The following is a 23,941-nucleotide window of genomic DNA, read 5'->3' as shown; positions in this document are numbered from 1 at the left end:
ATGCCGCCTGTCTGCGCACACGCGCGCATCCGCCAGCACGGGTCTTGGTGAAGGGGACACCGCAGGATGACCGAAGTCAACACGCCACCGAGCCCGGCGCGGCCCAGCGGCTGGACCCGGTTCGTCACCGCTCGGCCCCGGCTGTCACTGCTGGTGGCGCTGGTGCTCACCGCGCTCGCGGTGCTGGCCGGCGGCGGTGTCGCCGACCGGCTCGGCAGCGGCGGCTGGGAGGACCCCGACGCCGAGTCGACGTACGCCACCCGTGCCCTGGAACGCGAGTTCCCCGGCTCCCAGCCCAATGTCCTGCTGCTGGTCGACGCCGGTGAGGCTTCGGTCGACGATCCGGCGGTGGCCGCCGAGGCCGACCGGCTGATCGGGCAGCTCACCGCCGAGGAGGGGGTCACCGGCGTCGGCTCCTACTGGCAGACCCGTTCCCCCGCCCTGCGCGCGGAGGACGGGCACGAGGCGGTGATCACGGCCCGGATCACCGGCGAGGAGAGCGAGGCCGCCCGGACCCTGGAGCGCATCGCCCCCGCACTGCGCGGGACGCACGGGCCGGTGGAGGTACGCCTCGGCGGCATGATCTCCGTGCAGCACGAGATGCAGACGACCATCCAGGAGGACCTGCTGCGGGCCGAGATCATCGCCCTGCCGGTGACCCTGGTGCTGCTGGTGATGGTCTTCGGCAGCGCGGTCGCCGCCCTGCTGCCGCTCGGGATCGGCATCGTGGCGATCCTCGGCACCAACGCCGTGCTGCGCGGTCTCTCCGAGGTCACCGATGTCTCCGTCTTCGCCCTCAACCTCACCACGGCCCTCGGCCTCGGCCTGGCCGTCGACTACGCCCTCTTCATCGTCCGCCGCTTCCGCGAGGAGCTGACCGCGGGACACGACCCGCTGACCTCCGTCGCCACGACCCTGCGCACAGCGGGGCGGACGGTCCTCTTCTCCGCCCTCACCGTGGCGGTCTCGCTCGCGGCGATGCTGCTCTTCCCGCAGTACTTCCTGCGCTCCTTCGCCTACGCCGGGATCGCGGTGGTCCTGCTGGCCGCTGCCGCCGCGCTGATCCTGCTCCCGGCGGCGCTGCTGCTGCTCGGCCACCGGGTCAACGCGCTGGATCTGCGTCGGCTGCTGCGGCGGGGCCGCCCACCCCGGCCTGCCGCGGAGGAGGGCCGGGCCTGGGGGCGGACGGCGACGCTGGTGATGCGCCGGGCCCCGTTCTTCGCCCTGGGCACCACGGCCGTACTGGTCCTGCTGGGGCTGCCGTTCCTGGGCGTGAGGTTCGGGACGGCGGACGACCGCCAGCTCCCGGCCGACGCCGAGTCCCATGTCGTCCAGCAGCACATCCGCGAGGGCTTCCCCGGCAGCCCCGGCGGCGGCCTGGAGGTACTGGCCGAGGGTGGGGCGACCGAGGCCCAGTACGCCGACTACCGGGAGCGGATCTCGGCCCTGCCCGAGGTGCAGCGGGTGGAAGGACCGCTGGTCAACGGGGACACGGCGTACTTCACTGTGCTGCCCAGCGGCGACACCGTCGACGAACCCGCCCAGCGGCTGGTCGGCGAACTGCGCGCGGTCGACGCCCCGTTCGACACCAGTGTGACGGGCGCGGCGGCGGTCCTGGTCGACTCCAAGGACGCCATCGCCGACAAGCTGCCCTGGGGCCTGGCCTTCATCGCCGTCGTCACCCTGGTCCTGGTGTTCCTGCTCACCGGCAGTGTGCTCATCCCGATCCAGGCGGTGCTGCTGAACGCGCTCAGTCTCACGGCGATGTTCGGCGCGGTGGTGTGGGTCTTCCAGGACGGCCATCTCTCCGGCCTCCTGGGCTTCACGAGCCCCGGCTCCATCGAGACGACGGTCCCGGTCCTGATGTTCTGCGTCGCTTTCGGTCTCTCCATGGACTATGGCGTGTTCCTGCTCTCCCGCATCAAGGAGGAGTACGACAGAACGGGCGACCACGAGGGCGCCGTGCGGCACGGACTCCAGCGCACGGGCGGTCTGATCACCGCGGCGGCGGTCATCCTGGCGGTCGTCCTGATCGCGATAGGCACCTCCCGGGTCACCAACACCAAGATGCTGGGCCTCGGTATCGCGCTGGCGGTCCTGATGGACGCGATGGTCGTGCGCAGCCTTCTGGTCCCCTCGGTGATGCGCCTCACCGGCCGGGCGACCTGGTGGGCCCCCGGCCCACTGCGCAGACTCCACGCGCGGTTCGGGGTGAGCGAGGGGGAGAGCGCCGGGGCGGACGGCGGCGGGGCACGGCCTGGCGAGGGACTGGAGAAGGGGGCGACGGTCACGGCGGTCCGGGAGCGAGGGAAGCCCGGTGAGCGAGGGGAGTCCGGCGAGCGGCGGGAGGAGGAAGCGGTGGGCCGGAGGTAGGGCGTTACCGTTCGCCGGGGAGCCGGGGAGCCGGGGAGCCGGGGAGCCGGGAAGCCGGGAAGCCGGGAAGCCGGTGACGGCCGCCGTACGGGCCGCGCAGGCCCGGCATGTCACGGAAGACAGAACAGGTGGGGTGGCGCGGATGCGCGCGGTCGTGGTCGAGCGGTTCGGGGTTCCGGCCGAGGTGCGGGACGTGGCGGAGCCGGAGCCCGCCGGGCACGGGGTGGTGGTGCGGGTCGAGGCGACGGGGCTGTGCCGGAGCGACTGGCACGGCTGGCGGGGCCACGATCCGGACATCACGCTCCCGCATGTGCCGGGGCATGAACTCGCCGGGGTCGTGGCGGCGGTCGGCGACCGGGTGTCCCGTTGGCGGACCGGCGACCGGGTGACGGTGCCCTTCGTCTGCGCCTGCGGAAGCTGCGCCGCCTGCGCGGCCGGGGACCAGCAGGTGTGCGAGCGGCAGACCCAGCCCGGGTTCACCCACTGGGGTTCGTTCGCGCAGTATGTGGCGCTGGACCACGCGGATGTGAACCTGGTGGCGATGCCGGAGGGGATGGCGTTCGGGACGGCGGCGGCGCTGGGGTGCCGGTTCGCGACGGCGTTCCGGGCGGTGGTGCGGCAGGGACGGGTGGCGGCGGGGGAGTGGGTCGCGGTGCACGGATGCGGTGGGGTCGGGCTGTCGGCGGTGATGATCGCGGCGGCGGCCGGGGCGCGGGTGGTGGCGGTGGATGTGTCGCCGGGGGCGCTGGAGCTGGCGCGGAGATTCGGTGCGGTGCGGTGCGTGGACGCCTCGGAGGCGGTCGACACGGCGGCGGTCGTACGGGAGGTGACCGGCGGTGGGGCGCAGCTGTCGCTGGACGCGCTCGGGTCGCCGGTCACCTGCGCCGCGTCGGTGAACGGGCTGCGGCGCCGGGGCCGTCACCTCCAGGTCGGCCTGCTCCCCTCGGACACCGGGACGACCCCCGTCCCCATGGCCCGCGCCATCGCCCTGGAGCTGGAGATCCTCGGCAGTCATGGCATGGCCGCGCACGACTATCCGGCGATGCTGGAGCTGGTGAGCGCGGGGGTGCTGCGACCGGATCTGCTGGTGACGACGGAGATCGGGCTGGACGCGGTACCGGCGGCGCTGGACGCGATGGGGGCGGCGCCCGGGGCGGGGGTGACGGTGATCAACCCTTGGCGCTGAGGGCCTTGGTCCCCTCCGGGCCCCGATCTGCTCCGTCCCTCCCCCGACATCCGCCATCCCCCCGACATCCGCCATCCCCCCCGATTTGCTCCGGCCCCCGATGTCCTCCGGTCCCCCACCCCTGATCGCCGCCTCCAGGGAGGGGCTCGCTCACTCCCGCTGCCCGGCCTCCGGGGCCGGGCCCCCGGCGCCCCGGGTCACCCACTCGTTCTCCAGGATCCCCATCAGGACCTCGTCGACCCAGCGGCCCTCGCGCAGGGCGGACTCCCGGCGGGTGCCCTCATGGCGGAAGCCGGCCTTCTCGTAGGCGCGGCGGGCGCGCGGGTTGTCGGCGTAGACCTCCAGGGAGATCCGGTGGAGGCCGAGCCGTTCGAAGCCATGGGCGACGATCAGACGGGTGGCCTCGGTGCCGAGGCCGCGGTTGCGGCCACGGGGGCCGATGAGGGTGCGGAAGTTGCAGCTGCGGGTGTGGGGGTCCCACTCGTTGAGGACGACCTCGCCGACCAGGTCGCCGGTCGCGCGGTCGGTGACGGCGAGGTCGAGGCGGTCGGGCTGGTCGGTCCGGGTGGTGTACCAGGAACGTACCCGCTCGTAGGACATGTCCGCCGAGGCCGGGTCGAAGGTGAAGCGCAGGACCTCCGGGTCCTGGAGGATCGCCCACATGGTGTCCGTGTCGTCCCCGGTGAACGGCCGCAGCACGGTGCGGTCGCCGGTGAGCACGGGTTTCTCCAGAAAGCTCATCCCAGGATCCTGCGCGGCACGTCACCGGCCGGGCAATCCAATATCCGGGCCCACCCGGGAGTGGGCCCGGCTCTCTCGGCGGTGAGTCCTTCCGGCAGGGGGCCGTCCTTCCCGGCGGTCGGCCCTCCCGGCGGTCGGCCCTCCCGGCGGTCGGCCCTCCCGGCGGTCGGCCCTCCCGGCGGTCGGCCCTCCTGGCGGTCGACCCCGCCGGCGGTCGGTCCACCCGGTGGTCGGCCCACCCGGAGGCTGGCCCCGCCGACAGCCGCCCCCCCCGCCGACGGTCGGTCGGTCTCCGGTCAGCCCTCCCGTCGGCTGCGGTTGCCCGGTCGCGCGGCGACCCAGGTGCGGACGGTGTCGGCGTACCAGTAGGGCCGGCCGCCCTCGACCTGGTCCGGCGGCGGCAGCAGCCCGTGCTTGCGGTAGGAGCGCACGGTGTCCGGCTGGACCCGGATGTGCGCGGCGATCTCCCGGTAGGACCAGAGCCGTCGGTCGGTCATGAGTCGCACCTCCCCGCGCGCGCCGCGGCGGTGGCCCTGGGACGGCCGACGGGGGATCCGGGCGCTGCGCTGGCGATCACCCAGCCTGTGCCCGCTCGGCGATGGAGCGTGAGTGGCGGGTCGGGTCTGTGGACGGGATGTGACGGAGAATTCGCGCATATGGGACAGATATGACACGGGGGTGTTGTTTGTGACGGAAGTGATGCAAAGGGTCGGGTGGAGATCAATCAAGTCTTGAGGTCAGAATGTCTGGACAAAGCATTGACAGGATCACCGGCGCCGGACTAGAAAACGGACTAGAAAACGGGCTGGAAGCCGGAGCGACGGCGTGAAGGACCTCGAAGAGTGACGCGTGTGAAGGGAACTCGATGGCGTACGACCTGATCACCATGGGGCGGATCGGGGTGGACCTGTACCCCTTGCAGACCGGGGTCCCGCTGCCGCGGGTGACGTCCTTCGGCAAGTTCCTCGGCGGCTCGGCGACCAATGTCGCGGTCGCCGCGGCCCGCCTCGGCCGGGGCACCGCCGTGATCACCCGCACCGGCGACGACCCCTTCGGCACCTACCTCCACGAGGCGCTGCGCGGCTTCGGCGTGGACGACCGCTGGGTCACCCCGGTGTCCGGACTGCCGACGCCGGTCACCTTCTGCGAGATCTTCCCGCCGGACGACTTCCCGCTGTACTTCTACCGGCAGCCCAAGGCCCCGGACCTGGAGATCCACCCCGGTGAGCTGGACCTCGACGCCATCGCCGCCGCCCGGATCTTCTGGGTCACCGGCACCGGCCTGAGCGAGGAGCCGAGCCGTACGGCGACCCTGACCGCGCTCGCCCACCGGGCCAGGACCGGCATCACCGTCTTCGACCTCGACTGGCGCCCCATGTTCTGGCCGGACCCGGCCGAAGCCCGCGCCCACTACACCGAGGCTCTGCGCCACACCACCGTCGCGGTCGGCAATCTGGACGAGGTCGAGATCGCCACCGGCATCCGCGAACCGCACGCCGCCGCGCGCGCCCTGCTGGCGGCCGGGGTCGAACTCGCCGTCGTCAAGCAGGGACCCAAGGGCGTCCTCGCTATGCACCGCGACGGCACCACGGCCGAGGTCCCCCCGCTCCCGGTGACCGTCCTCAACGGCCTCGGCGCCGGGGACGCCTTCGGCGGCTCCCTCTGTCACGGGCTGCTGGCCGGCTGGGACCTGGAGCGGATCATGCGGTACGCCAACGCCGCCGGGGCCATCGTCGCCTCCCGGCTGGAGTGCTCCTCCGCGATGCCCACACCGGCCGAGGTCGAGACCGCGCTCACCTCCGGCACGGTCACCTCCGGTGCGGTTACCTCCGGTTCCTTGACCCCGGGTACCGCCACGCCCCGTGCGGCAGCACCCGGCACGGCCCCTGCCGGTGCCACGACGCCGGACACCACGCCCGCTGCGGCAGCATCCGGCGCCGCCCCCTCCGGTGCCCCGACGCCGGACCCCACCACGCCCCCTACCTCAGGCCTCGGCCCCACCGCACCCCCGGCGGCAGCCCCCGGCACCCCCACCCCGGGAGCCGCAAAGTGACCACCCCGCACCCCACCCCCGACATCCCCACCACCCCCTCCAGCCCCACCCCCTCCATCCCCCCCATAAACATCCCCGACCTCGTCCGCCTCCGCACCCAGCACCCCGAGGCCGTCGCCGAGGCCGCCGCGCGGCGGGTTCGCAGGCCGCTGGTCGGGACCTCGGGGCGGCTGATGATCGTCGCCGCCGATCACCCCGCGCGGGGCGCGCTCGGCGTCGGGGGACGGCCGTTCGCCATGGCCAACCGCGCCGATCTGCTCGGGCGTCTCTGCCTCGCGCTCGGCCGCCCCGGTGTCGACGGCGTCCTCGCCACCGCCGACATCCTCGACGACCTGCTCCTCCTCGGCGCCCTCGACGGCAAGGTCGTCATGGGCTCGATGAACCGCGGCGGACTCCAGGGCGCCGCCTTCGAACTCGACGACCGCTTCACCGGCCACCGCCCCGACGACCTCCAGCGCCTCGGCTTCGACGCGGGCAAGCTCCTGCTGCGGATCGACTACTCCGACCCGGGCTCGCTCACCACCCTGGAGTCGACGGCCCGGACGATCGACGCGATGGCGGAGCGCCGGCTGCCGGTCTTCGTGGAGCCGTTCCTCAGCCGCCGCGACGGCGACGGGCGGCTGCGCAACGACCTCTCGGCCGAGGCCGTCACCCGTTCCATCGCCATCGCCTCCGGTCTCGGCGGCACCTCCGCCTACACCTGGCTGAAGGTCCCGGTCACCGACAACCCCGACGACATGGCCCAGGTCATGGAGACCTCCACGCTCCCCGCCGTCCTGCTCGGCGGCGAGGTCGGCACCGACCAGGACGGGGCGTACGAGAAGTGGCGCGGGGCGCTGCGACTGCCCACCGTGCGCGGGCTGGTGGTGGGCCGTTCGCTGCTGTATCCGGCGGACGGCGATGTGGCCGCCGCCGTGGACACCGCCGTAGGACTGCTGTGAGGGCCGCGGACGGCGGTCGCCGGGGCGGAGCCAGGAGGGACACCGACACCATGGGCAAGGACCTGTATCTGCCGAAGGGCACCACCGGCGACGCCCGCCACACACTCGCCATCGACCCGGAGTTGGCCGGCTGGTCGTACAGCGGACTCCGGATCGTCGCCCTGGAGCCCGGCGGCGGCCATACCCTCGCGGCCGGTGAGAGCGAATGGATCGTGCTCCCCCTCGAAGGCGGATGTACCGTACGAGTTGGGGACGAAACCTTCCGACTCCTGGGCCGGGACAGTGTGTTCGGCTCGGCCACCGACTTCGTGTACGTGCCCCGCGACGCTCGGGCACAGATCTCCTCCGACGCGGGAGGCCGCTTCGCCCTGGCAGGAGCGAAGTGCGAGCGACGACTCCCCGCCCGCTACGGCCCCGCGTCGGAGGTTCCCGTCGAGCGGCGCGGCAGCGGCACCAGCGCCCGCGAGGTGCGCAACTTCGCCTCCGCCGACGCCTTCGACTGCGACCGGCTGATCGCCGTCGAGGTGATCACCCCCGGCGGCAACTGGTCCTCGTACCCGCCGCACAAGCACGACGAGCACCGGCCCGGGGAGGAAGCGGTGCTGGAGGAGATCTACTACTTCGAGATCGACGGCCCGCACGGCTTCGGCTACCAGCGGGTGTCGCCGTCCCGCGAGGGCGGCGCCGAGGTGCTCGCCGAGGTCCGCTCCGGTGACGCCGTCCTCGTCCCGGACGGCTGGCACGGCCCGTCCATCGCCCAGCCGGGCCACGACATGTACTACCTGAACGTCATGGCGGGCCCGGGGGACACCCGGGAGTGGCGGATCCGCTTCCACCCCGACCACACGGAGGGATACCGATGACGGCCCCCACCCCTACCCGGGCGACCACGACCCGCCTCACCACCGCCCAGGCCCTCGTCCGCTTCCTCGCCGCCCAGTACACCGAGCGCGACGGCGTCCGGCAGCGGCTGATCGGCGCCACCTGGGGCATCTTCGGCCATGGCAATGTCGCCGGGCTCGGCCAGGCGCTGGTGGAGTACGCGGACGCGATGCCCTTCCTCCAGGGCCGCAACGAACAGTCCATGGTGCACGCGGCGGTGGGCTACGCCCGTCAGTCCAACCGTCTGTCCACCCACGCCGTGACGACGTCCATCGGCCCCGGCGCCACCAACCTCGTCACCGGCGCCGCCCTCGCCACCATCAACCACCTCCCGGTCCTGCTGCTGCCCGGCGACACCTTCGCCACCCGCCCGGCCGACCCGGTCCTCCAGCAGCTCGAAGTCCCCTACGCCGGGGACCTCTCCGTCAACGACTCCCTCCGGCCGGTCTCCCGCTACTTCGACCGGATCAGCCGCCCCGAGGCGCTGATCCCGGCCGCCCTCCAGGCGATGCGGGTGCTGACCGACCCGGTCGAGACCGGCGCCGTCACCCTCGCCCTCCCGCAGGACGTCCAGGCGGAGGCGTACGACTGGCCGGACGAGTTCTTCGCCGACCGGGTCTGGACGGTCCGCCGTCCCGGCGCCGACCCCACCGAACTCGCCGAGGCGGTCACCGCGATCCGGGCCGCCCGGCGCCCCCTGATCGTCGCGGGCGGCGGGGTGCACCACAGCCGCGCCGAGGCCGCGCTCGCCGAGTTCGCCGAGGCGACCGGCATCCCGGTCGCCGCCACCCAGGCCGGCAAGGGCGCCCTGCCCCACGACCATCCGCAGGACGTCGGCGGGATCGGCCACACCGGCACCGCCACCGCCGACGCGCTCGCCCGCGCCGCCGACCTGGTGATCGGCGTCGGCACCCGCTACACCGACTTCACCACCGCCTCCGGCACCCTCTTCACCGGCGGCACCGACGCCTCCGGCGGCACCGACGAGAACCCCGACGCCCCCCACGCTCCCGGCGGCACCGGCGAGAACCCCGACGCCCCCGACGCTCCCAGCGGCACCGACGAGAACCCCGACACCCCCGCCACCCCCCACACCCCCGGCGGAGCCGTCCGCTTCCTCAACCTCAACATCGCCCCCTACGACGGCCACAAGCTCTCCGGCCTCCCCCTCGTCGCCGACGCCCGCAGCGGCCTCGCCGAACTCACCGAGGCCCTCCTCGTCCACGGCCACCGTGTGCCGGAGGCGTACGTCAGCGCCTACACCGCCGACAAGGCCCGCTGGGAGCAGCGCGTCACCGCCGCCTACACCGCGGGCGACCCCGACGCGCCCCCCACCCAGCCCCAGGTCCTCGGCGCCCTGGACGCCCTCGCGGACGCCTCGGACGTGATCATCAACGCGGCCGGTTCGATGCCCGGCGACCTGCACAAACTCTGGCGCACCCGGTCCCACGACCAGTACCACGTGGAGTACGGCTACTCCTGCATGGGCTACGAGATCCCCGCCGCGATCGGGGTGAAGCTGGCCGCGCCGGACCGCCCGGTGTGGGCGCTGGTCGGCGACGGCACCTATCTGATGCTGCCGACCGAGATCGTCACCGCCGTCCAGGAGGGCATCGCCATCAAGCTCCTCCTGATCCAGAACCACGGATACGCCTCCATCGGCGGCCTGTCCGAGGAGACCGGCGGCGAGCGCTTCGGCACCGCCTACCGCTACCGCGCCGCCGACGGCACCTATGCCGGTGCCCCCCTCCCGCTCGACCTGGCCGCCAACGCGGAGAGCCTCGGGATGCGGGTGCTGCGCGCCCGTACCGTCCGTGACCTGCGGGCCGCGCTCGCCGAGGCCCGGGAGGCGGAGATTCCCACATGTGTCTACGTGGAGACCCAAACGACCGACACAGTGTCGGGAGCGCCTCCCGCGCAGGCCTGGTGGGATGTCCCTGTGGCCGAGACCGCGACCAGACCGTCCGCGATCAAGGCCCGTGAGCTGTATGAACGGCACGTCTCTTCCCGACGCCGCCATCTGTGAAGGAGTACTCGGTCATGACGAAGATCGTCAACCACTGGATCGGCGGGAAGACCGTCGAAGGCGCGTCGGGCACGTTCGGGCCGGTCACGGACCCGGCGACCGGCGCGGTCACCACCAAGGTCGCCTTCGCGTCCGTGGACGAGGTGGACGCGGCGGTGGCCGCCGCCAAGGACGCATTCGCCACCTGGGGCCAGTCCTCGCTGGCCCAGCGGACCACCATCCTGTTCCGGTTCCGCGCGCTGCTGGACGCCAACCGGGACGCCATCGCCGAGCTGATCACCGCCGAGCACGGCAAGGTGCACTCGGACGCGCTCGGTGAGGTCGCCCGCGGTCTGGAGATCGTGGACCTGGCCTGCGGGATCAACGTCCAGCTCAAGGGCGAGCTGTCCACCCAGGTCGCGAGCCGGGTCGATGTGGCGTCCATCCGCCAGCCGCTCGGCGTCGTCGCGGGCATCACGCCGTTCAACTTCCCGGCGATGGTCCCGATGTGGATGTTCCCGCTGGCCATCGCGACCGGCAACACCTTCGTGCTGAAGCCCTCGGAGAAGGACCCCTCCGCCTCCCTGAAGATCGCCGAGCTGCTGGCCGAGGCCGGTCTGCCCGACGGTGTCTTCAACGTCGTCAACGGTGACAAGGTGGCCGTCGACCGCCTCCTCGCGCACCCGGACGTCAAGGCGGTCTCCTTCGTCGGCTCGACCCCGATCGCCCGCTACATCCACACCACCGCCTCCGCCAACGGCAAGCGCGTGCAGGCCCTCGGCGGCGCCAAGAACCACATGCTGGTCCTCCCGGACGCCGACCTGGACGCCGCCGCCGACGCCGCCGTCTCCGCGGCCTACGGCTCGGCCGGCGAGCGCTGCATGGCGATCTCCGCGGTCGTCGCCGTCGGCGCCATCGGCGATGAACTGGTGGCGAAGATCCGCGAGCGCGCCGAGAAGATCAAGATCGGCCCCGGCAACGACCCCGCCTCCGAGATGGGCCCGCTGATCACCGCCGCCCACCGCGACAAGGTCGCCTCCTACGTCACCGGCGCCGCCGCCGAGGGCGCGGAAGTCGTCCTGGACGGCACCGGCCACACCGTGGAGGGCTTCGAGGACGGCCACTGGATCGGCATCTCCCTGCTCGACAAGGTGCCGACCACCGCGAAGGCGTACCAGGACGAGATCTTCGGCCCGGTGCTGTGCGTGCTGCGCGTGGACACCTACGAGGAGGGCGTGGCCCTGATGAACGCCTCGCCGTTCGGCAACGGCACCGCGATCTTCACCCGGGACGGCGGCGCGGCCCGCCGCTTCCAGCTGGAGATCGAGGCGGGCATGGTCGGCGTCAACGTCCCGATCCCGGTCCCCGTCGGCTACCACAGCTTCGGCGGCTGGAAGGACTCCCTCTTCGGCGACCACCACATCTACGGCAACGACGGCACGCACTTCTACACCCGCGGCAAGGTCGTCACCACCCGCTGGCCGGACCCGTCCGAGGCCCCCACGGGCGTCGACCTGGGCTTCCCGCGCAACCACTGAGACCCCAACAAGGAGGCGCCCCCGGTCGGTCTGCCGACGGGGGCGCCTGCCACGCCCTCAGGGGCGCGGGGCTGTGTCAATGTGCGGCTCCGCCGCGTGGGCGCGACCAGCCCCCACGCACCCGCACTCGACCCCTCACCTCACCCACCCCTCACCTCACCCACCCCTCACCTCATTCGCGCCCCACAGCCGTGATCACATCCCGCAACCGCTCCACGTACAACCGCATGTTCTTCTGCGCCACATCCGTGTCCGGATACCGGCTGGCCAGCCACAACCCCTCGTGCAGCCGGTTGATCCACACGCACACCTGATCCCCGTACGACACCCGGATCAGCGCGTACGCCGTCATCTGGGCCCACCGCTCCGCCCCCGGCAACCCCCGCGCGTCGACGTACGACACGATCGAGTACAGATCGGGCGAGGTCGGCCGGAAGTCCGCGCCGAGCAGCCGCAGCACCCGGGCCATCGGCATCCGGGCCAGCGCCCGGTTCGCGTGCACCTCGGCCCGTACCGCCGCGAGCGCGCCGGTGAAGTCGAGCCCCGGTTCCAGCACCACCTCGATGGGCGCGCCGCCCACGTACCACCCCACCGACTCCGACCAGCGGGACTTGGCCCGGGTGTGGAACGGCAGCACGGTCCGGTACACCTCCGTGTCGCCGATCTCCCGCAGCACCAGCGCGGTCGCCGCCAGCACCCCGATCCCGCTGCCCCCGTACTTGCGGCAGCGCGCCTCGAACGCGGCGGCGGTGTCCGCGTCCACCAGCGGCTCCCGCATCAGCTTCTGCGGCGGCAGCACCCGGCCCGGCGTGAGGCCCAGATCGACCGGGAAGGACGGCAGCCGTCCGTCACAGCGGCGGATGAAATCCCGCCAGCGGCCGACGATCTCATGGTCGGCGCCGATCCGGTCGGCGTCCGCCCGCTCGCTCTCGCAGAAGTCGACATAGCTGCCCACCGGCGGCTCGGCGAGCACCCGGCCCGCGACGGCCGCTACGTACAGCTCATGGATCTCGGCGGGGATGCGGTGCAGCGAGTAGGCGTCGACATTGCTGTGGTCGAAGGCCAGATAGACACTGGCGTCGGTGTCCCGGACGACCGCGGTGTAGATCAGATTCGGCCAGCGCAGCGCGTCCGCCGCCGCGTCGAAACGGTCCTGGAGGTATCGGACCAGGGCGTCCGGGTCGGTGAAGTCCCCGACCACCTCCCGATGCAGGCTGACCGACGCCCGATCCAACGTGAACCGACGCAGCTCACCCCCCGAAGACCCGCCGGAAGCCCCGGACCCGCCAGACCCGGCGGACCCCTCAGGCCCCCCGGACCCCTCAGGCCCCCCGCCCCCGCCGGACCCCCCGCCCCCACCAGACTCCCCAGCCCCCCCAGACCCGCCGGACCCCCCGCCCCCACCAGACTCCCCATCCCCCGCGGAGCGGAACCCGCTGCGGAGCGTCTCGTGCCGCAGCGTCCAGCCCCGCAGCGCCTCCTGGAGGGCGTCCAGATCGACCGGACCGGGCAGGTCGAACGCCGCGCCGAGCCAGGTCGGCACATACAGACCGTCCTCGCGCACGGTGCGCGCGGTCCGGATGTGCGACTCCTGGATGTACGCCGGGGGCCGGGTGTCGTCCGGCAGACCCGCGGCGGTCGCCACGGTCGCCGGACTGAGCGTCCACTCGACGAGCCGTCCCGGGCGCACCTCGCAGCGCTGGATGTCGGTGATGCGCACAGGGCGTCTCCGTTTCGCAAGGGGCCGATCCTGCCAAGGCAATGCCGTGAACTCGCGCGATGCCGGGGAATGCGGGTTTCTTCAGCGCATCGAGTGGCCCCCTCGAACGACGGACTGAATACAATCCCGGCCAACCCGCCCGCCGGTCACGGCCGGTGCGCTCCCACGCTCACGCGGCGCTGACAGACAGGCCCCGTACATTGGGCGCCATGGATCTTCGACTCCCCGGACTGCGCGGTATACGGCGCTCCCGGCGGTCGCGGAGGCTGCTCGCCACCGCTGCCGCCGCTGTCGTCGTGCTCGCCGGTGCCGGGACCTGGACGGCCGTCGCGTCGGAGGACGCGGCCCCCGTGCGGCGCAACGACCGGATGATGGACATGGGCGGCGGAGTGCGCGTCGACACCTCGTACTTCACCTCCGGTGCCACCGACACCCGGCGCCCCGCCGTGCTGCTGGGCCATGGCTTCGGTGGCAGCAAGGACGACCTTCGGGCCCAGGCCGAGGGCCTGGCGCGCGACGGCTACGCGGTACTGACCTGGTCGGCCCGCGGCTTCGGCGAGTCCACCGGCGAGATCGGGCTGAACGACCCGGACGCCGAGGTGGCCGATGTCTCCCGGCTGCTGGACTGGCTGGCCGGCCAGCCCCAGGTGCAGCTCGACGCGGACGGCGACCCCCGGGTCGGTGTCGCGGGCGGCTCCTACGGCGGCGCGATAGCGCTGCTGGCCGCCGGGTACGACGACCGGGTGGACGCCATCGCCCCGGCGATCACGTACTGGAACCTGGCGGACGCCCTGTTCCCGAACGGTGTCTTCAAGAAGCTGTGGTCCGGCATCTTCTTCAGCACGGGCGGCGGCTGCGAGGACTTCACGGCCGAGCTGTGCCGGATGTACGACCGGGTCGCCGAGTCCGGCACCCCGGACGCCCAGGCCCGTGAGCTGCTGGAGGCGCGCTCGCCGTCGGCGGTCGGCGACCGGATCGACGTACCGACCCTCCTCTTCCAGGGCCAGAGCGACTCCCTCTTCCCGCTCGGGCAGGCCGACGCCGCCGCGACGGCGATCCGCGCCAACGGCGCCCCCGTCGAGGTGGACTGGATCTCCGGCGGGCACGACGGCGGGGACCTGGAGACGGCCCGCGTCGAGCAGCGGGTGGGCGACTGGTTCGACCGGTATCTGAAGGAGGACACGGCCGCCGCCACCGGCCCCGCCTTTCGGGTCACCCGCACCGGCGGCGTCGACTCCTCCGACGGCGAGACCCGGCTGCGCGGCGCCACCGCCGACAGCTACCCGGGCCTGCGCGGCGACCCCCAGGACATCGCCCTGACCGGCGACGAGCAGGAGATCCGCAACCCGGCCGGTGCCAGCCCGCCCGCCATCTCCGCGCTGCCCGGCCTCGGCGCGGGCGGCGGCCTCTCCCAGCTGTCCTCCCTCGGCGTCGGCGTCTCGCTGGACTTCCCCGGCCAGTTCGCGTCCTTCGAGTCCGCCCCCCTCGCCGACGATCTGCGCATCACCGGCTCCCCGACCGCCACGGTCCGGGTCGCCTCCACGGCCGAGGACGCGGTCCTGTTCGCCAAGGTGTACGACGTCGGCCCCGACGGCCGCCAGCAGGTGCTGCCCTCCCAGCTGGTCACCCCGGTCCGCGTGACCGACGCCCGCGAGACCCAGGAGGTCACCCTCACCCTCCCGGCCATCGACCACGACGTCCAGGCCGGCCACCGGCTGCGGCTGGTCCTGGCCTCCACCGACCTCGCCTACGCCTCCCCGATGGCCGCGGCCACCCACACCGTCTCCCTCCAGGGCGAGCTGAGCGTGCCGACCGCGCCCGCCGTGACGACCGGCTCGACCGGGCTGCCGTCCTGGGTGTGGTGGCTGCCGCTGACCGGCGCGGTGATCGCGGCGCTGCTGCTGCTCACCGCCCGCCGCCGCGCCACCGCCCCGCCGCCCGACCCGGCGCTCACCGGGGTCCCGCTCCAGATCACCGGCCTCGGCAAGCGCTACTCGGCGGCCAGTGACCGGTACGCGGTGAAGGACCTCTCCTTCCGGGTGGAGAAGGGCCAGGTCCTCGGACTGCTCGGCCCCAACGGCGCGGGCAAGACCACCACCCTGCGGATGCTGATGGGCCTGATCACCCCGGACGCCGGGGAGATCCGGGTGTTCGGGCACGCGATCCGCCCCGGCGCCCCGGTGCTGTCCCGGGTCGGCTCCTTCGTGGAGGGCGCGGGCTTCCTGCCGCATCTGTCCGGCCGGGAGAACCTGGAGCTGTACTGGGCGGCAACCGGCCGCCCCGCCGAGGACGCGCACATCGAGGAGGCTCTGGAGATCGCCGGTCTCGGCGACGCCCTGGCCCGCGCGGTGCGCACCTACTCGCAGGGCATGCGCCAGCGCCTCGCCATCGCCCAGGCCATGCTGGGCCTGCCGGATCTGCTGATCCTGGACGAGCCGACCAATGGACTCGACCCGCCCCAGATCCGTGAGATGCGCGAGGTGATGATCCGCTACGCGGCGGCCGGCCGGACCGTGATCGTCTCCAGCCATCTGCTCTCCGAGGTCGAGCAGTCCTGCACCCATCTGGTCGTCATGGACCGGGGCCGGCTGGTGCAGGCGGGCCCGGTCGCCGACATCGTCGGCTCCGGCGACACCCTGCTCGTCGGCACCGGTGCCCCGCTGGAGGACCCGGTGGTGGAGAAGGTCGCCGCGCTGGCGGGCGTCGCCTCCGCCGAGCGCACCGAGGACGGGCTGCTGGTCCGTCTGGACCCGGGCGCCACCCCGTCCGGTCTGGTCCCCGAACTCGTCCGCCTGGAGGTGCCCGTGGAGTCCGTCGGCCCGCACCGCCGCCTGGAGGACGCCTTCCTGACCCTGATCGGAGGCTCCGCGTGAGCACGGTCACCGAGACCCGCCCCACCAAGACCGCCGCACCCTCCTCCGCCGAGGCGGCCCCCGGCTACCGGCCCGGCCGCACCCTGCCGATCCGGGTCGAGCTGATCCGCCAGCTCAAGCGCCGCCGCACCCTGGTGATGGGCGGGATCCTCGCCCTGCTGCCGTTCGTGCTGGTGATCGCCTTCGCGGTCGGCGGCGACACGGAGGGCGACGGTGACGGCGGCGGCAACCGCATCAACCTGATGGACACGGCCACCGCGTCCGGCGCCAACTTCGCCGCGGTCGCGCTGTTCGTGTCGGCGGGCTTCCTGCTGGTGATCCCGGTGGCGCTGTTCTGCGGGGACACGGTGGCGTCGGAGGCGAGCTGGTCCTCGCTGCGCTATCTCCTCGCCGCCCCCGTCCCCCGCACCCGGCTCCTCCTCTCCAAGCTGGTGGTGGCGCTCGGGATGAGCCTGGCGGCGATGCTGCTGCTACCGCTGGTCGCCCTCGCCGTCGGCTCGGTGGCCTACGGCTGGGGCCCGCTGGCCATCCCGACCGGCGGTGAGATCGCCCCGGGCACGGCGGCCCGGCATCTGCTGGTCGTCGTCGCCTATATCTTCGTCTCCCAACTGGTCACCGCCGGGCTCGCGTTCTGGCTGTCCACCAAGACGGACGCCCCGCTGGGCGCGGTCGGCGGCGCGGTCGGCCTGACCATCGTCGGCAATGTCCTCGACCAGGTCACCGCCCTCGGCGACTGGCGGAACTTCCTGCCCGCGCACTGGAACTACGCCTGGGCGGACGCCATCCAGCCCCGCCCGGAGTACGGCTCGATGATCCAGGGCGCGGCCATCTCGGTCACCTACGCCGTGGTGCTGTTCGCGCTGGCCTTCCGGGGTTTCGCCCGCAAGGACATCGTCAGCTAGGTCACCGGAGGATCACCCACCGGTCTCGGAGTGCGGTCGCCGTGCCCACTTCGAGACCCATCCGCAACACCCCCGCACGCACATTCCGCCCCCCGGCGCCGTCACAGTCACAGACATCGGCGGCAACGGACACCGGGGGCAACGGAGATGAAGCGATACCGGACCGGACGGCTCGGCGGCGGGATGCTCGCCCTCACCGCGGCCTGCGCACTGCTCGCGGGCTGCGGCGGGGGCGGCGACGGCTCCGCCGACCGCAGCTCGGGCATCCAGGAGAAGGACGACGGCTGGCCCGCACCCGCCGGGCCCGACGGCGCCCCGGACCGGGCGGAGAGCGACACCACCGACACCACCGACACCACCGAGAACGCCGAACGCGACTTCGCCCCCGAACCCGACCACCTCTCCACCTTCGCCCTGGACGTCGACACCGCCTCCTACGGCTACGCCCGCCGCTCACTGGCCGACGGCACCCTCCCCGACCCGTCGACGGTCCGCCCGGAGGAGTTCGTCAACAGCTTCCGGCAGGACTACGACCGTCCCGACGGCGACGGCTTCACCGTCACCGTCGACGGCGCCCGCACCGGTGACGACGGCTGGTCGCTGGTTCGGGTCGGCCTCGCCACCCGCCCCGCCGGGGACGAGGGGGACCGCCCCCCGGCCGCGCTGACCTTCGTCATCGACATCTCCGGCTCCATGGCCGAGCCCGGCCGTCTCGACCTCGCCAAGAAGTCCCTCGGGATGATGACCGACCAGCTCCGCGACGATGACTCGGTCGCCCTGGTCACCTTCACCGACGAGGCGGAGGAGGTCCTGCCGATGACCCGGCTTGACGGCAACCGCGACGAGATCCATGACGCCGTCGACTCCCTGGAGACCCGGCAGTCCACCAACCTCGGCGCGGGCCTGGAGACCGGCTACGACACCGCCGTCGAGGGCCTGCGCGAGGGCGCCACCAACCGGGTCGTGCTGATCTCCGACGCCCTCGCCAACACCGGCGACACCGACGCCGACACCATCCTGGAGAACATCGCCGGTGCCCGCACCGAGCACGGCATCACCCTCTTCGGCGTTGGCGTCGGCAGCGACTACGGCGACGATCTGATGGAACGGCTCGCCGACCGGGGCGACGGCCACACCACCTATGTCTCCACCACCGAGGAGGCCCGCGAGGTCTTCACCGAGCAACTCCCGCGCTCCATCGACCTCACCGCCCGCGACGCCAAGGCCCAGATCGCCTTCGACCCGGAGACCGTCGAGGAGTTCCGCCTGATCGGCTACGACAACCGCGAGGTCGCCGACGACGACTTCCGCGACGACAGCGTGGACGGCGGTGAGATCGGCCCCGGCCACACGGTGACCGCCCTGTACGCGGTGCGCACCGCGCCGGACGCGGCCGGCCATCTCGCCACGGCCACCGTCCGCTGGCAGGACCCCGACAGCCGCGCCCCGCACGAGGAGTCCGGCGATCTGGAGGCCGCCGACCTCGCCGACGGGGTGGGCGGCGCCTCCGACCGCTTCCAGGTCACCGCCGTCGCCGCCTACTTCGCCGACGCCCTGCGCCGCGCGGACTCCGACGGGACGCGCCTGCCGGACGCGCCCTCCCTGGACGACCTCGCCCGGATCGCCCACGACCTGGCCGGTGACACCGAGGACGAGGCGGTGGAGGAACTGGCGGACACCATCGACCGCGCGAACGACCTGCTCTGACTCACCCTCAGCTCCCGCCGGGGTCCCGCCCCGCCCCGTGCAGCAGGGTCTCCACCACCAGCGCGGCCAGTTCCTCCGGGTCCCGGCCGCGCCGGTCGTGCAGGGCCTCGCCGATCAGCGCGTAGTACACCCGCCGCACCCAGTCCAGGTCGGCCGAGGGGGCGAAGAGCCCGTCGTCGCGGGCCCGGCCCAGCAGGTCCAGACAGCGCTGCTCGATCTCCGCCCAGATCCGCGCCGCCTCCCCGGTGTCGGTCGCCGGGTCGCCCATGGCGAACGGCCAGGCGCCCTTGACCCGCAGCACATTCGCGGTGACCCGGTGCAGCGCCACCAGCCAGGGCCCGGAGTCGGGCCGGGCCTCCTCGATGGCGTCGGCGAGCTGCCGTTTCGCCGACACCGACAGCACCTCGATCAGCGCCTGCCGGCTGGCGAACCGCCGGTGCACGGTGGTGCGGGCCACCCCCGCCGCCTCCGCGATCTGTTCGAGCGACGCCCCCGGATCGACCGCGAGCACCCGCTCGGCCGCCTCCAGGATGGCGCGCACACTCCGCTCGGCATCGGCCCGCAGCGCCCGGCCCATGACCACCTCGTCCCTTCCGCACCCGCACACCCCGACTCAGCACAGACGATACGCCTGAGCTGCACCTAGGGCCATATCTGCATCGTTCCTGTTGCAGTTCTTCCGATACCGGCTACAGTGAAGTAGCGGATGTCCGGGCGTCCCGCCCGGTCGACCGTCCTCGCTCCGGAAGGGAACCCTCATGCCCACCGCCCTCGTCACCGGCGCCTCCTACGGACTCGGCGCCGAGTTCGCCGTCCAGCTCGCCGCCCGCGGTCATGACCTGGTGCTGGTCGCCCGCTCCGAGGACCGGCTCCAGGAACTCGCCGAGCGGCTGCGCACCACCCACGCCGTCCGCGTCGATGTGCTGGCCCAGGACCTCGCCGCCCCCGACGCCGCCGAGCGGATCGCCGATCAGCTCGAACGGAGCGGGCTCACCGTCGATCTGCTCGTCAACAACGCCGGGTTCGGCACCTGCGGCCGGTTCGAGGAGATCGCCCCGCGCCGCGAGCACGACGAGATCATGGTCAATGTCGTCGCCCCGGTCGGACTCGCCCACGCCCTGCTCCCGGGCATGCTGGCCCGCGGCACCGGCGCGGTCCTCAACGTCGGCTCCACCGCCGGCTTCCAGCCCGGCCCCTACTTCGCGGTCTACAGCGCCACCAAGACCTTCGTGCTCAACTTCTCCCTCGCCCTGCGCCAGGAGTACCGGGGCCGCGGCATCAAGGTCACCGCCCTGTGCCCCGGCCCCGTCGAGACCCGCTTCTTCGAGGTGATCGGCACCCGCCGCGCCGCCCTGGGCGGCGACTTCGACACCGCCGAGAGCGTGGTACGGGCCGGGCTCGACGCCCTCGACCGCGACCGCCCCTATGTCACCCCCGGGCTGCGCAACAAGGTCCTCGCCCATCTCACCCCGCGCCGCCCGCGCTCCCTCGTCGCCGCCCTGGGCGCCCGCATCACCCGCCAGGTCCTCACCCCGAAGCCGCTGACCCCGGTCGGGTGAACGACCGTGCGCGCACCCCATTGACTGTTCCTTACGCGGCGGTAAGTTGACTTCGCGTCACCGTGAGCAGAGAGCCAGGAGCGGTCATGGGCGTACGCAGGGATCTGAAGCGGGCGAGGCGGCGCACCGACCTCGCCGACCGCACCCGCGCCGAGCTGATCAGGGACGACTCCGGGACCGTGCGCGAGGTGCGGGTCGCCGCCCTGGCGCCGGTGGCCACCACCGCCGTCACCGCCCGGATCCCGTTCACCAACGCGGCCGAGGCACCCGACGCGGTGGTGGTGCGCCGCCGCTCGTCCGACGGCACCTGGCGGCCGGTCACCGCCGCCGCCTTCGCCGCCGAGATCACCGCCGTCGCCAAGGGCCTGGTCGCGGCGGGCCTTCAGCCCGGCGACGCCGTGGCACTGATGTCCCGGACCCGCTACGAGTGGACCGTGCTGGACTTCGCCGCCTGGGCGGCCGGTGCCCGCACCGTCCCCGTCTACCCGACCTCCTCCGCCGAGCAGGTGGAGTGGATCGTCCGTGACTCCGGCGCCTCCTTCGTGATCACCGAGACACCCGAGAACACCGCCACCGTCCGCGCCGCCACCGCCGCCCACCCCGAACGGCCCCGCCTGTGGGAACTGGACGCGGACGCCCTCACCGCACTGACCGCGCTGGGCCGGGACATCCCCGACGAGGAGATCACCCGCCGCCGCCGCGCCCTCACCCCCGACTCCATCGCCACGATCTGCTACACCTCCGGCACCACCGGCCGCCCCAAGGGCTGTGTCCTCACCCACGCGAGCCTGCACGCCGAGGCCGCCAACACCGTGGAACTCATGCACCCGGTGTTCCGGGCCGTCACCGGCCGGGCCGCCACCACCCTGCTCTTCCTCCCGCTCGCCCATATCCTCGGCCGCAGCCTCCAGATCGCCTGCCTCCTGGCCCGCATCGAGATCGGCCACTTCCCCAGCGTCCGGCCGGACGAACTCCGCCCGGTCCTCAAGGAGTTCCGCCCCACCTTCCTGGTCGGCGTCCCCTATCTCTTCGAGAAGATCCACGACGCCGGGCGCGCCACCGCCGAGAAGCTCGGCCGCGGCGCCTCCTTCGACCGCGCCGACCGAGTCGCCGTCCGCTTCGGCGAGGCCTACCTCGCCCGCTTCCTCGGCACCGGCAAGGGCCCCACCCCCGCCCTCCACGCCGCCTGGGCCCTGTACGAACTGCTGGTCTACCGCCGGATCCGCAAGGAACTCGGCGGCCGGCTGCGCTACGCCATCAGCGGCGGCTCCCCCCTGGACCGCGACCTCAACCTCTTCCTCCTCGCCGCCGGAATCCTCGTCTACGAGGGCTACGGCCTGACCGAGACCACCGCCGCCGCCACCCTCGTCCCACCCCTGCGCCCCCGCCCCGGCACCGTCGGACAGCCCGTCCCCGGCACGGACATCCGGATCGCCGACGACGGTGAGATCCTGATCCGCGGCCCCATCGTCCTGCGCTCCTACTGGAACAACCCCGACGCCACCGAGGACTCCCTCAGCGACGGCTGGTACGCCAGCGGCGACCTCGGCGCCCTCGACGACGACGGCTACCTCACCCTCACCGGCCGCAAGAAGGACCTCCTGGTCACCTCCGGCGGCAAGAATGTCTCCCCGTCGCTCCTGGAGGACCGGCTGCGCAGCCGCGCCCTGGTCGGCCAGTGCCTGGTCGTCGGCGACAACCGCCCCTTCATCGCCGCCCTCATCACCCTCGACCCCGAGGCCGTCGCCCACTGGCTCGCGGTCCGCGGACTGCCCCCCGCCACCCCCTTGACCGATCTCCTGGACGACGACCGGATCCGCGCCGAGGTCCAACGGGCCGTCGACCACGCCAACCGGGCCGTCTCCCGCGCCGAGGCCATCCGCGCCTTCACCCTGGTCGAGGGCGCCTTCACCGAGGACAACGGCCTGCTCACCCCGTCCCTGAAGGTCCGCCGCCACGCGGTCATGACGGCATACGAGAAGGAGATCGAGGAACTGTACGCCCGCTGACCGCACCGGACCCGGACCCGACCCGGACCCGTTCCCGGACCTGGACATACGACGACGGCGGGCCACCGGAAGGACCGGTGGCCCGCCGTCGCGGGAGCGGGGTACGGATCAGCCGTTGCCGGCGCCGTTGCCCGACAGGGCGGAGATGTCGTCCAGGATGTGCGACAGCGGCTCGTCGCCCTTGGCCTGGGTGGAGTTCTCCACGCACTGCTGGTTCTGCGGGGCCGACAGGATCGGGATGTCCTGCACGGCGATCGGGACCAGGCCGATCAGCGAGCCGACATTGGCCTTGAGGGGCAGACCGACACACGGCTTGTTCAGCGAACCCTGGACCAGCGAGAGCTGCGGGCTCATGTCACCGAACGTGGCCGAGTTGCCGAACACCTGCGAAGCGCCGTTGCCGCTGGCGGAGGTGGTGCCGTTGTCGTCACCGATGGCCAGCGCCTGGGGGGCGGCCGTGGCCGACAGGCCGGCGACGGAGGCGGCGATAGCCGCGGTGGCCCACAGCTTCTTCATGTTCTTTCCCTTCGAAAAGCGGACTCCGGTGGGGAGTTGCGTGATCGTCAACGGTTCCGGAGCGACGCGGGTTGCGGGTTTTGACCCGATCGGCGCAGTTTCATCCCGATAAGGATGAATATCAGGCGCCAGGTTCACACCCGGGTTTACCGGGCACCTCATGGCCGGGCGGCGGAACGCGGAAGCGGGCCGCCGGAGGACCGGCGGCCCGCTCGGCGGGGGCGGTGGGGCGCCCCCGCGGGTTCGCGGCCGGCTCAGTGGTTGGCGGCGCCGTTGCCCGCGAGCACCGAGATGTCCTGGAGGATGTGCGACAGCGGCTCGTCGCCCTTGGCCTGCGTGGAGTTCTCGACACACTGCTGGTTCTGCGGGGCCGACAGGATCGGGATGTCCTGCACGGCGATCGGGATCAGACCGATCAGCGAACCCACGTTCGCCTTGGCGGGCAGACCGATACAGGGCTTGTTGAACGAACCCTGGATCAGCGCCATCTGCGGGCTCATGTTGCCGTACGTCGCCGAGTTGCCGTAGATCTGCGAGGAGCCGTTGCCGCTCGCGGAGGTGGTGCCGTCGTCGTTGCCGATGGCGAGCGCCGACGGAGCGGCGGCAGCGGAAGCGCCGACGACGGAAGCGGCGACCGCGGCGGAAGCCAGAACCTTCTTGATCACTTGCTAGTCCCTTCTGGAGAAACCCCGTCCACCGGAGCGTTCTGGACAACTCCCCAGCGCCCGCATGGTTGTCCCCATTCACTCCGATGGCCCACAGCGCGCGGCCACCCGGCGAGCGCCCCCCGAGTGCGCTCCGCATTAATTCACCGAGGTCACGAGCACCGTACGAGTGAAAGGCCGCAACCATTCGCCGTGCGTCCGGTTGATGCGAGGGCAGGAACACCCGAGACGGCCGGTCCGGAAAACATCCGGACCGGAGGCGGGGGTCCTC

Annotated in this window: 17 protein-coding genes and 1 pseudogene; 12 read left to right on the top strand and 6 right to left on the bottom strand. The window is 72.7% G+C overall.

Annotated elements, in window-relative coordinates:
* The first annotated feature begins 66 nt into the window (after positions 1–66).
* Together ABZX40_RS32430 and ABZX40_RS32425 are read left to right on the top strand one after the other, a co-directional pair.
* A complete protein-coding gene (locus tag ABZX40_RS32430) occupies positions 67–2,373 on the top strand; it encodes an MMPL family transporter (RefSeq protein ID WP_355745369.1) in 2,307 nt (768 codons plus the stop codon).
* Positions 2,374–2,515: 142 nt separating this feature from the next.
* A complete protein-coding gene (locus ABZX40_RS32425) occupies positions 2,516–3,559 on the top strand; it encodes a zinc-dependent alcohol dehydrogenase family protein (RefSeq protein WP_355745579.1) in 1,044 nt (347 codons plus the stop codon).
* A 150-nt stretch (positions 3,560–3,709) separates the two neighbouring features.
* Here the strand turns inward: ABZX40_RS32425 and ABZX40_RS32420 are convergent, their stop codons facing one another.
* Both ABZX40_RS32420 and ABZX40_RS32415 read right to left on the bottom strand, forming a co-directional pair.
* A complete protein-coding gene (locus ABZX40_RS32420; protein ID WP_355745372.1) occupies positions 3,710–4,300 on the bottom strand; it encodes a GNAT family protein in 591 nt (196 codons plus the stop codon).
* A 296-nt stretch (positions 4,301–4,596) separates the two neighbouring features.
* Complete coding sequence (locus tag ABZX40_RS32415; RefSeq protein ID WP_355745375.1) at positions 4,597–4,797, bottom strand: MerR family transcriptional regulator; 201 nt, start codon at positions 4,795–4,797, stop codon at positions 4,597–4,599.
* Between the two features lie 368 nt (positions 4,798–5,165).
* On the opposite strand from ABZX40_RS32415, the pseudogene iolC reads away from it, so the two are divergent.
* The 5 genes and pseudogenes from iolC to mmsA all read left to right on the top strand — a co-directional run.
* A pseudogene (gene iolC / locus ABZX40_RS32410) lies at positions 5,166–6,110 on the top strand (5-dehydro-2-deoxygluconokinase); the annotation flags it as partial.
* Positions 6,111–6,376: 266 nt separating this feature from the next.
* Positions 6,377–7,294 (top strand): deoxyribose-phosphate aldolase, encoded by a 918-nt coding sequence (locus tag ABZX40_RS32405; RefSeq protein WP_355745582.1) that lies wholly within the window; start codon positions 6,377–6,379, stop codon positions 7,292–7,294.
* Positions 7,295–7,344: 50 nt separating this feature from the next.
* The gene (gene iolB / locus ABZX40_RS32400) at positions 7,345–8,157 is read left to right on the top strand and encodes a 5-deoxy-glucuronate isomerase (protein ID WP_355745378.1); all 813 of its coding nucleotides are present in this window, start codon (positions 7,345–7,347) and stop codon (positions 8,155–8,157) included.
* Positions 8,154–10,202 carry a thiamine pyrophosphate-dependent enzyme gene (locus ABZX40_RS32395; protein ID WP_355745380.1) on the top strand — a complete coding sequence of 683 codons (2,049 nt, stop codon included), beginning with the start codon at positions 8,154–8,156 and terminating at the stop codon, positions 10,200–10,202. The genes iolB and ABZX40_RS32395 overlap by 4 nt, the downstream gene beginning before the upstream one ends.
* 14 nt (positions 10,203–10,216) lie before the next feature.
* Positions 10,217–11,719, top strand: coding sequence for a CoA-acylating methylmalonate-semialdehyde dehydrogenase (gene mmsA, locus ABZX40_RS32390; RefSeq protein WP_355745382.1), 1,503 nt, complete (start codon positions 10,217–10,219; stop codon positions 11,717–11,719).
* 172 nt (positions 11,720–11,891) lie between these two features.
* Here mmsA and ABZX40_RS32385 read toward each other — a convergent pair whose 3' ends face one another.
* Positions 11,892–13,439, bottom strand: a complete 1,548-nt coding sequence (locus tag ABZX40_RS32385) for a condensation domain-containing protein (protein WP_355745385.1) — start codon at positions 13,437–13,439, stop codon at positions 11,892–11,894.
* Positions 13,440–13,648: 209 nt separating this feature from the next.
* Between ABZX40_RS32385 and ABZX40_RS32380 the strand changes: the two genes are divergently transcribed.
* From ABZX40_RS32380 to ABZX40_RS32370, 3 genes are all read left to right on the top strand, one after another.
* Positions 13,649–16,312 (top strand): alpha/beta fold hydrolase, encoded by a 2,664-nt coding sequence (locus ABZX40_RS32380; protein WP_355745387.1) that lies wholly within the window; start codon positions 13,649–13,651, stop codon positions 16,310–16,312.
* Positions 16,309–17,214 (top strand): ABC transporter permease, encoded by a 906-nt coding sequence (locus ABZX40_RS32375; protein WP_355745389.1) that lies wholly within the window; start codon positions 16,309–16,311, stop codon positions 17,212–17,214. The genes ABZX40_RS32380 and ABZX40_RS32375 overlap by 4 nt, the downstream gene beginning before the upstream one ends.
* Positions 17,215–17,361: 147 nt before the next feature.
* Positions 17,362–18,921, top strand: a complete 1,560-nt coding sequence (locus ABZX40_RS32370) for a von Willebrand factor type A domain-containing protein (protein ID WP_355745392.1) — start codon at positions 17,362–17,364, stop codon at positions 18,919–18,921.
* Between the two features lie 7 nt (positions 18,922–18,928).
* On the opposite strand, the gene ABZX40_RS32365 is transcribed toward ABZX40_RS32370, so the two are convergent.
* The gene (locus ABZX40_RS32365; protein ID WP_355745395.1) at positions 18,929–19,498 is read right to left on the bottom strand and encodes a helix-turn-helix domain-containing protein; all 570 of its coding nucleotides are present in this window, start codon (positions 19,496–19,498) and stop codon (positions 18,929–18,931) included.
* A 181-nt stretch (positions 19,499–19,679) separates the two neighbouring features.
* Between ABZX40_RS32365 and ABZX40_RS32360 the strand changes: the two genes are divergently transcribed.
* Together ABZX40_RS32360 and ABZX40_RS32355 are read left to right on the top strand one after the other, a co-directional pair.
* Entirely contained in the window at positions 19,680–20,480 is an 801-nt protein-coding gene (locus ABZX40_RS32360; protein WP_355745398.1) for an SDR family oxidoreductase, read from the top strand.
* An 86-nt stretch (positions 20,481–20,566) separates the two neighbouring features.
* Entirely contained in the window at positions 20,567–22,489 is a 1,923-nt protein-coding gene (locus tag ABZX40_RS32355) for an AMP-dependent synthetase/ligase (protein WP_355745400.1), read from the top strand.
* A gap of 108 nt (positions 22,490–22,597) precedes the next feature.
* Here the strand turns inward: ABZX40_RS32355 and ABZX40_RS32350 are convergent, their stop codons facing one another.
* Together ABZX40_RS32350 and ABZX40_RS32345 are read right to left on the bottom strand one after the other, a co-directional pair.
* Positions 22,598–23,005 (bottom strand): rodlin, encoded by a 408-nt coding sequence (locus ABZX40_RS32350; protein WP_355745403.1) that lies wholly within the window; start codon positions 23,003–23,005, stop codon positions 22,598–22,600.
* A gap of 254 nt (positions 23,006–23,259) precedes the next feature.
* Positions 23,260–23,670, bottom strand: a complete 411-nt coding sequence (locus ABZX40_RS32345; RefSeq protein ID WP_355745406.1) for a rodlin — start codon at positions 23,668–23,670, stop codon at positions 23,260–23,262.
* Positions 23,671–23,941 lie beyond the last annotated feature (271 nt).

It is taken from the genome of Streptomyces sp. NPDC004610 (assembly GCF_040609715.1).
Classification (GTDB): domain Bacteria; phylum Actinomycetota; class Actinomycetes; order Streptomycetales; family Streptomycetaceae; genus Streptomyces.
The sequence above is the reverse complement of the archived record's forward strand: the minus strand, read 5'-3'. Positions and strand labels throughout refer to the sequence as shown.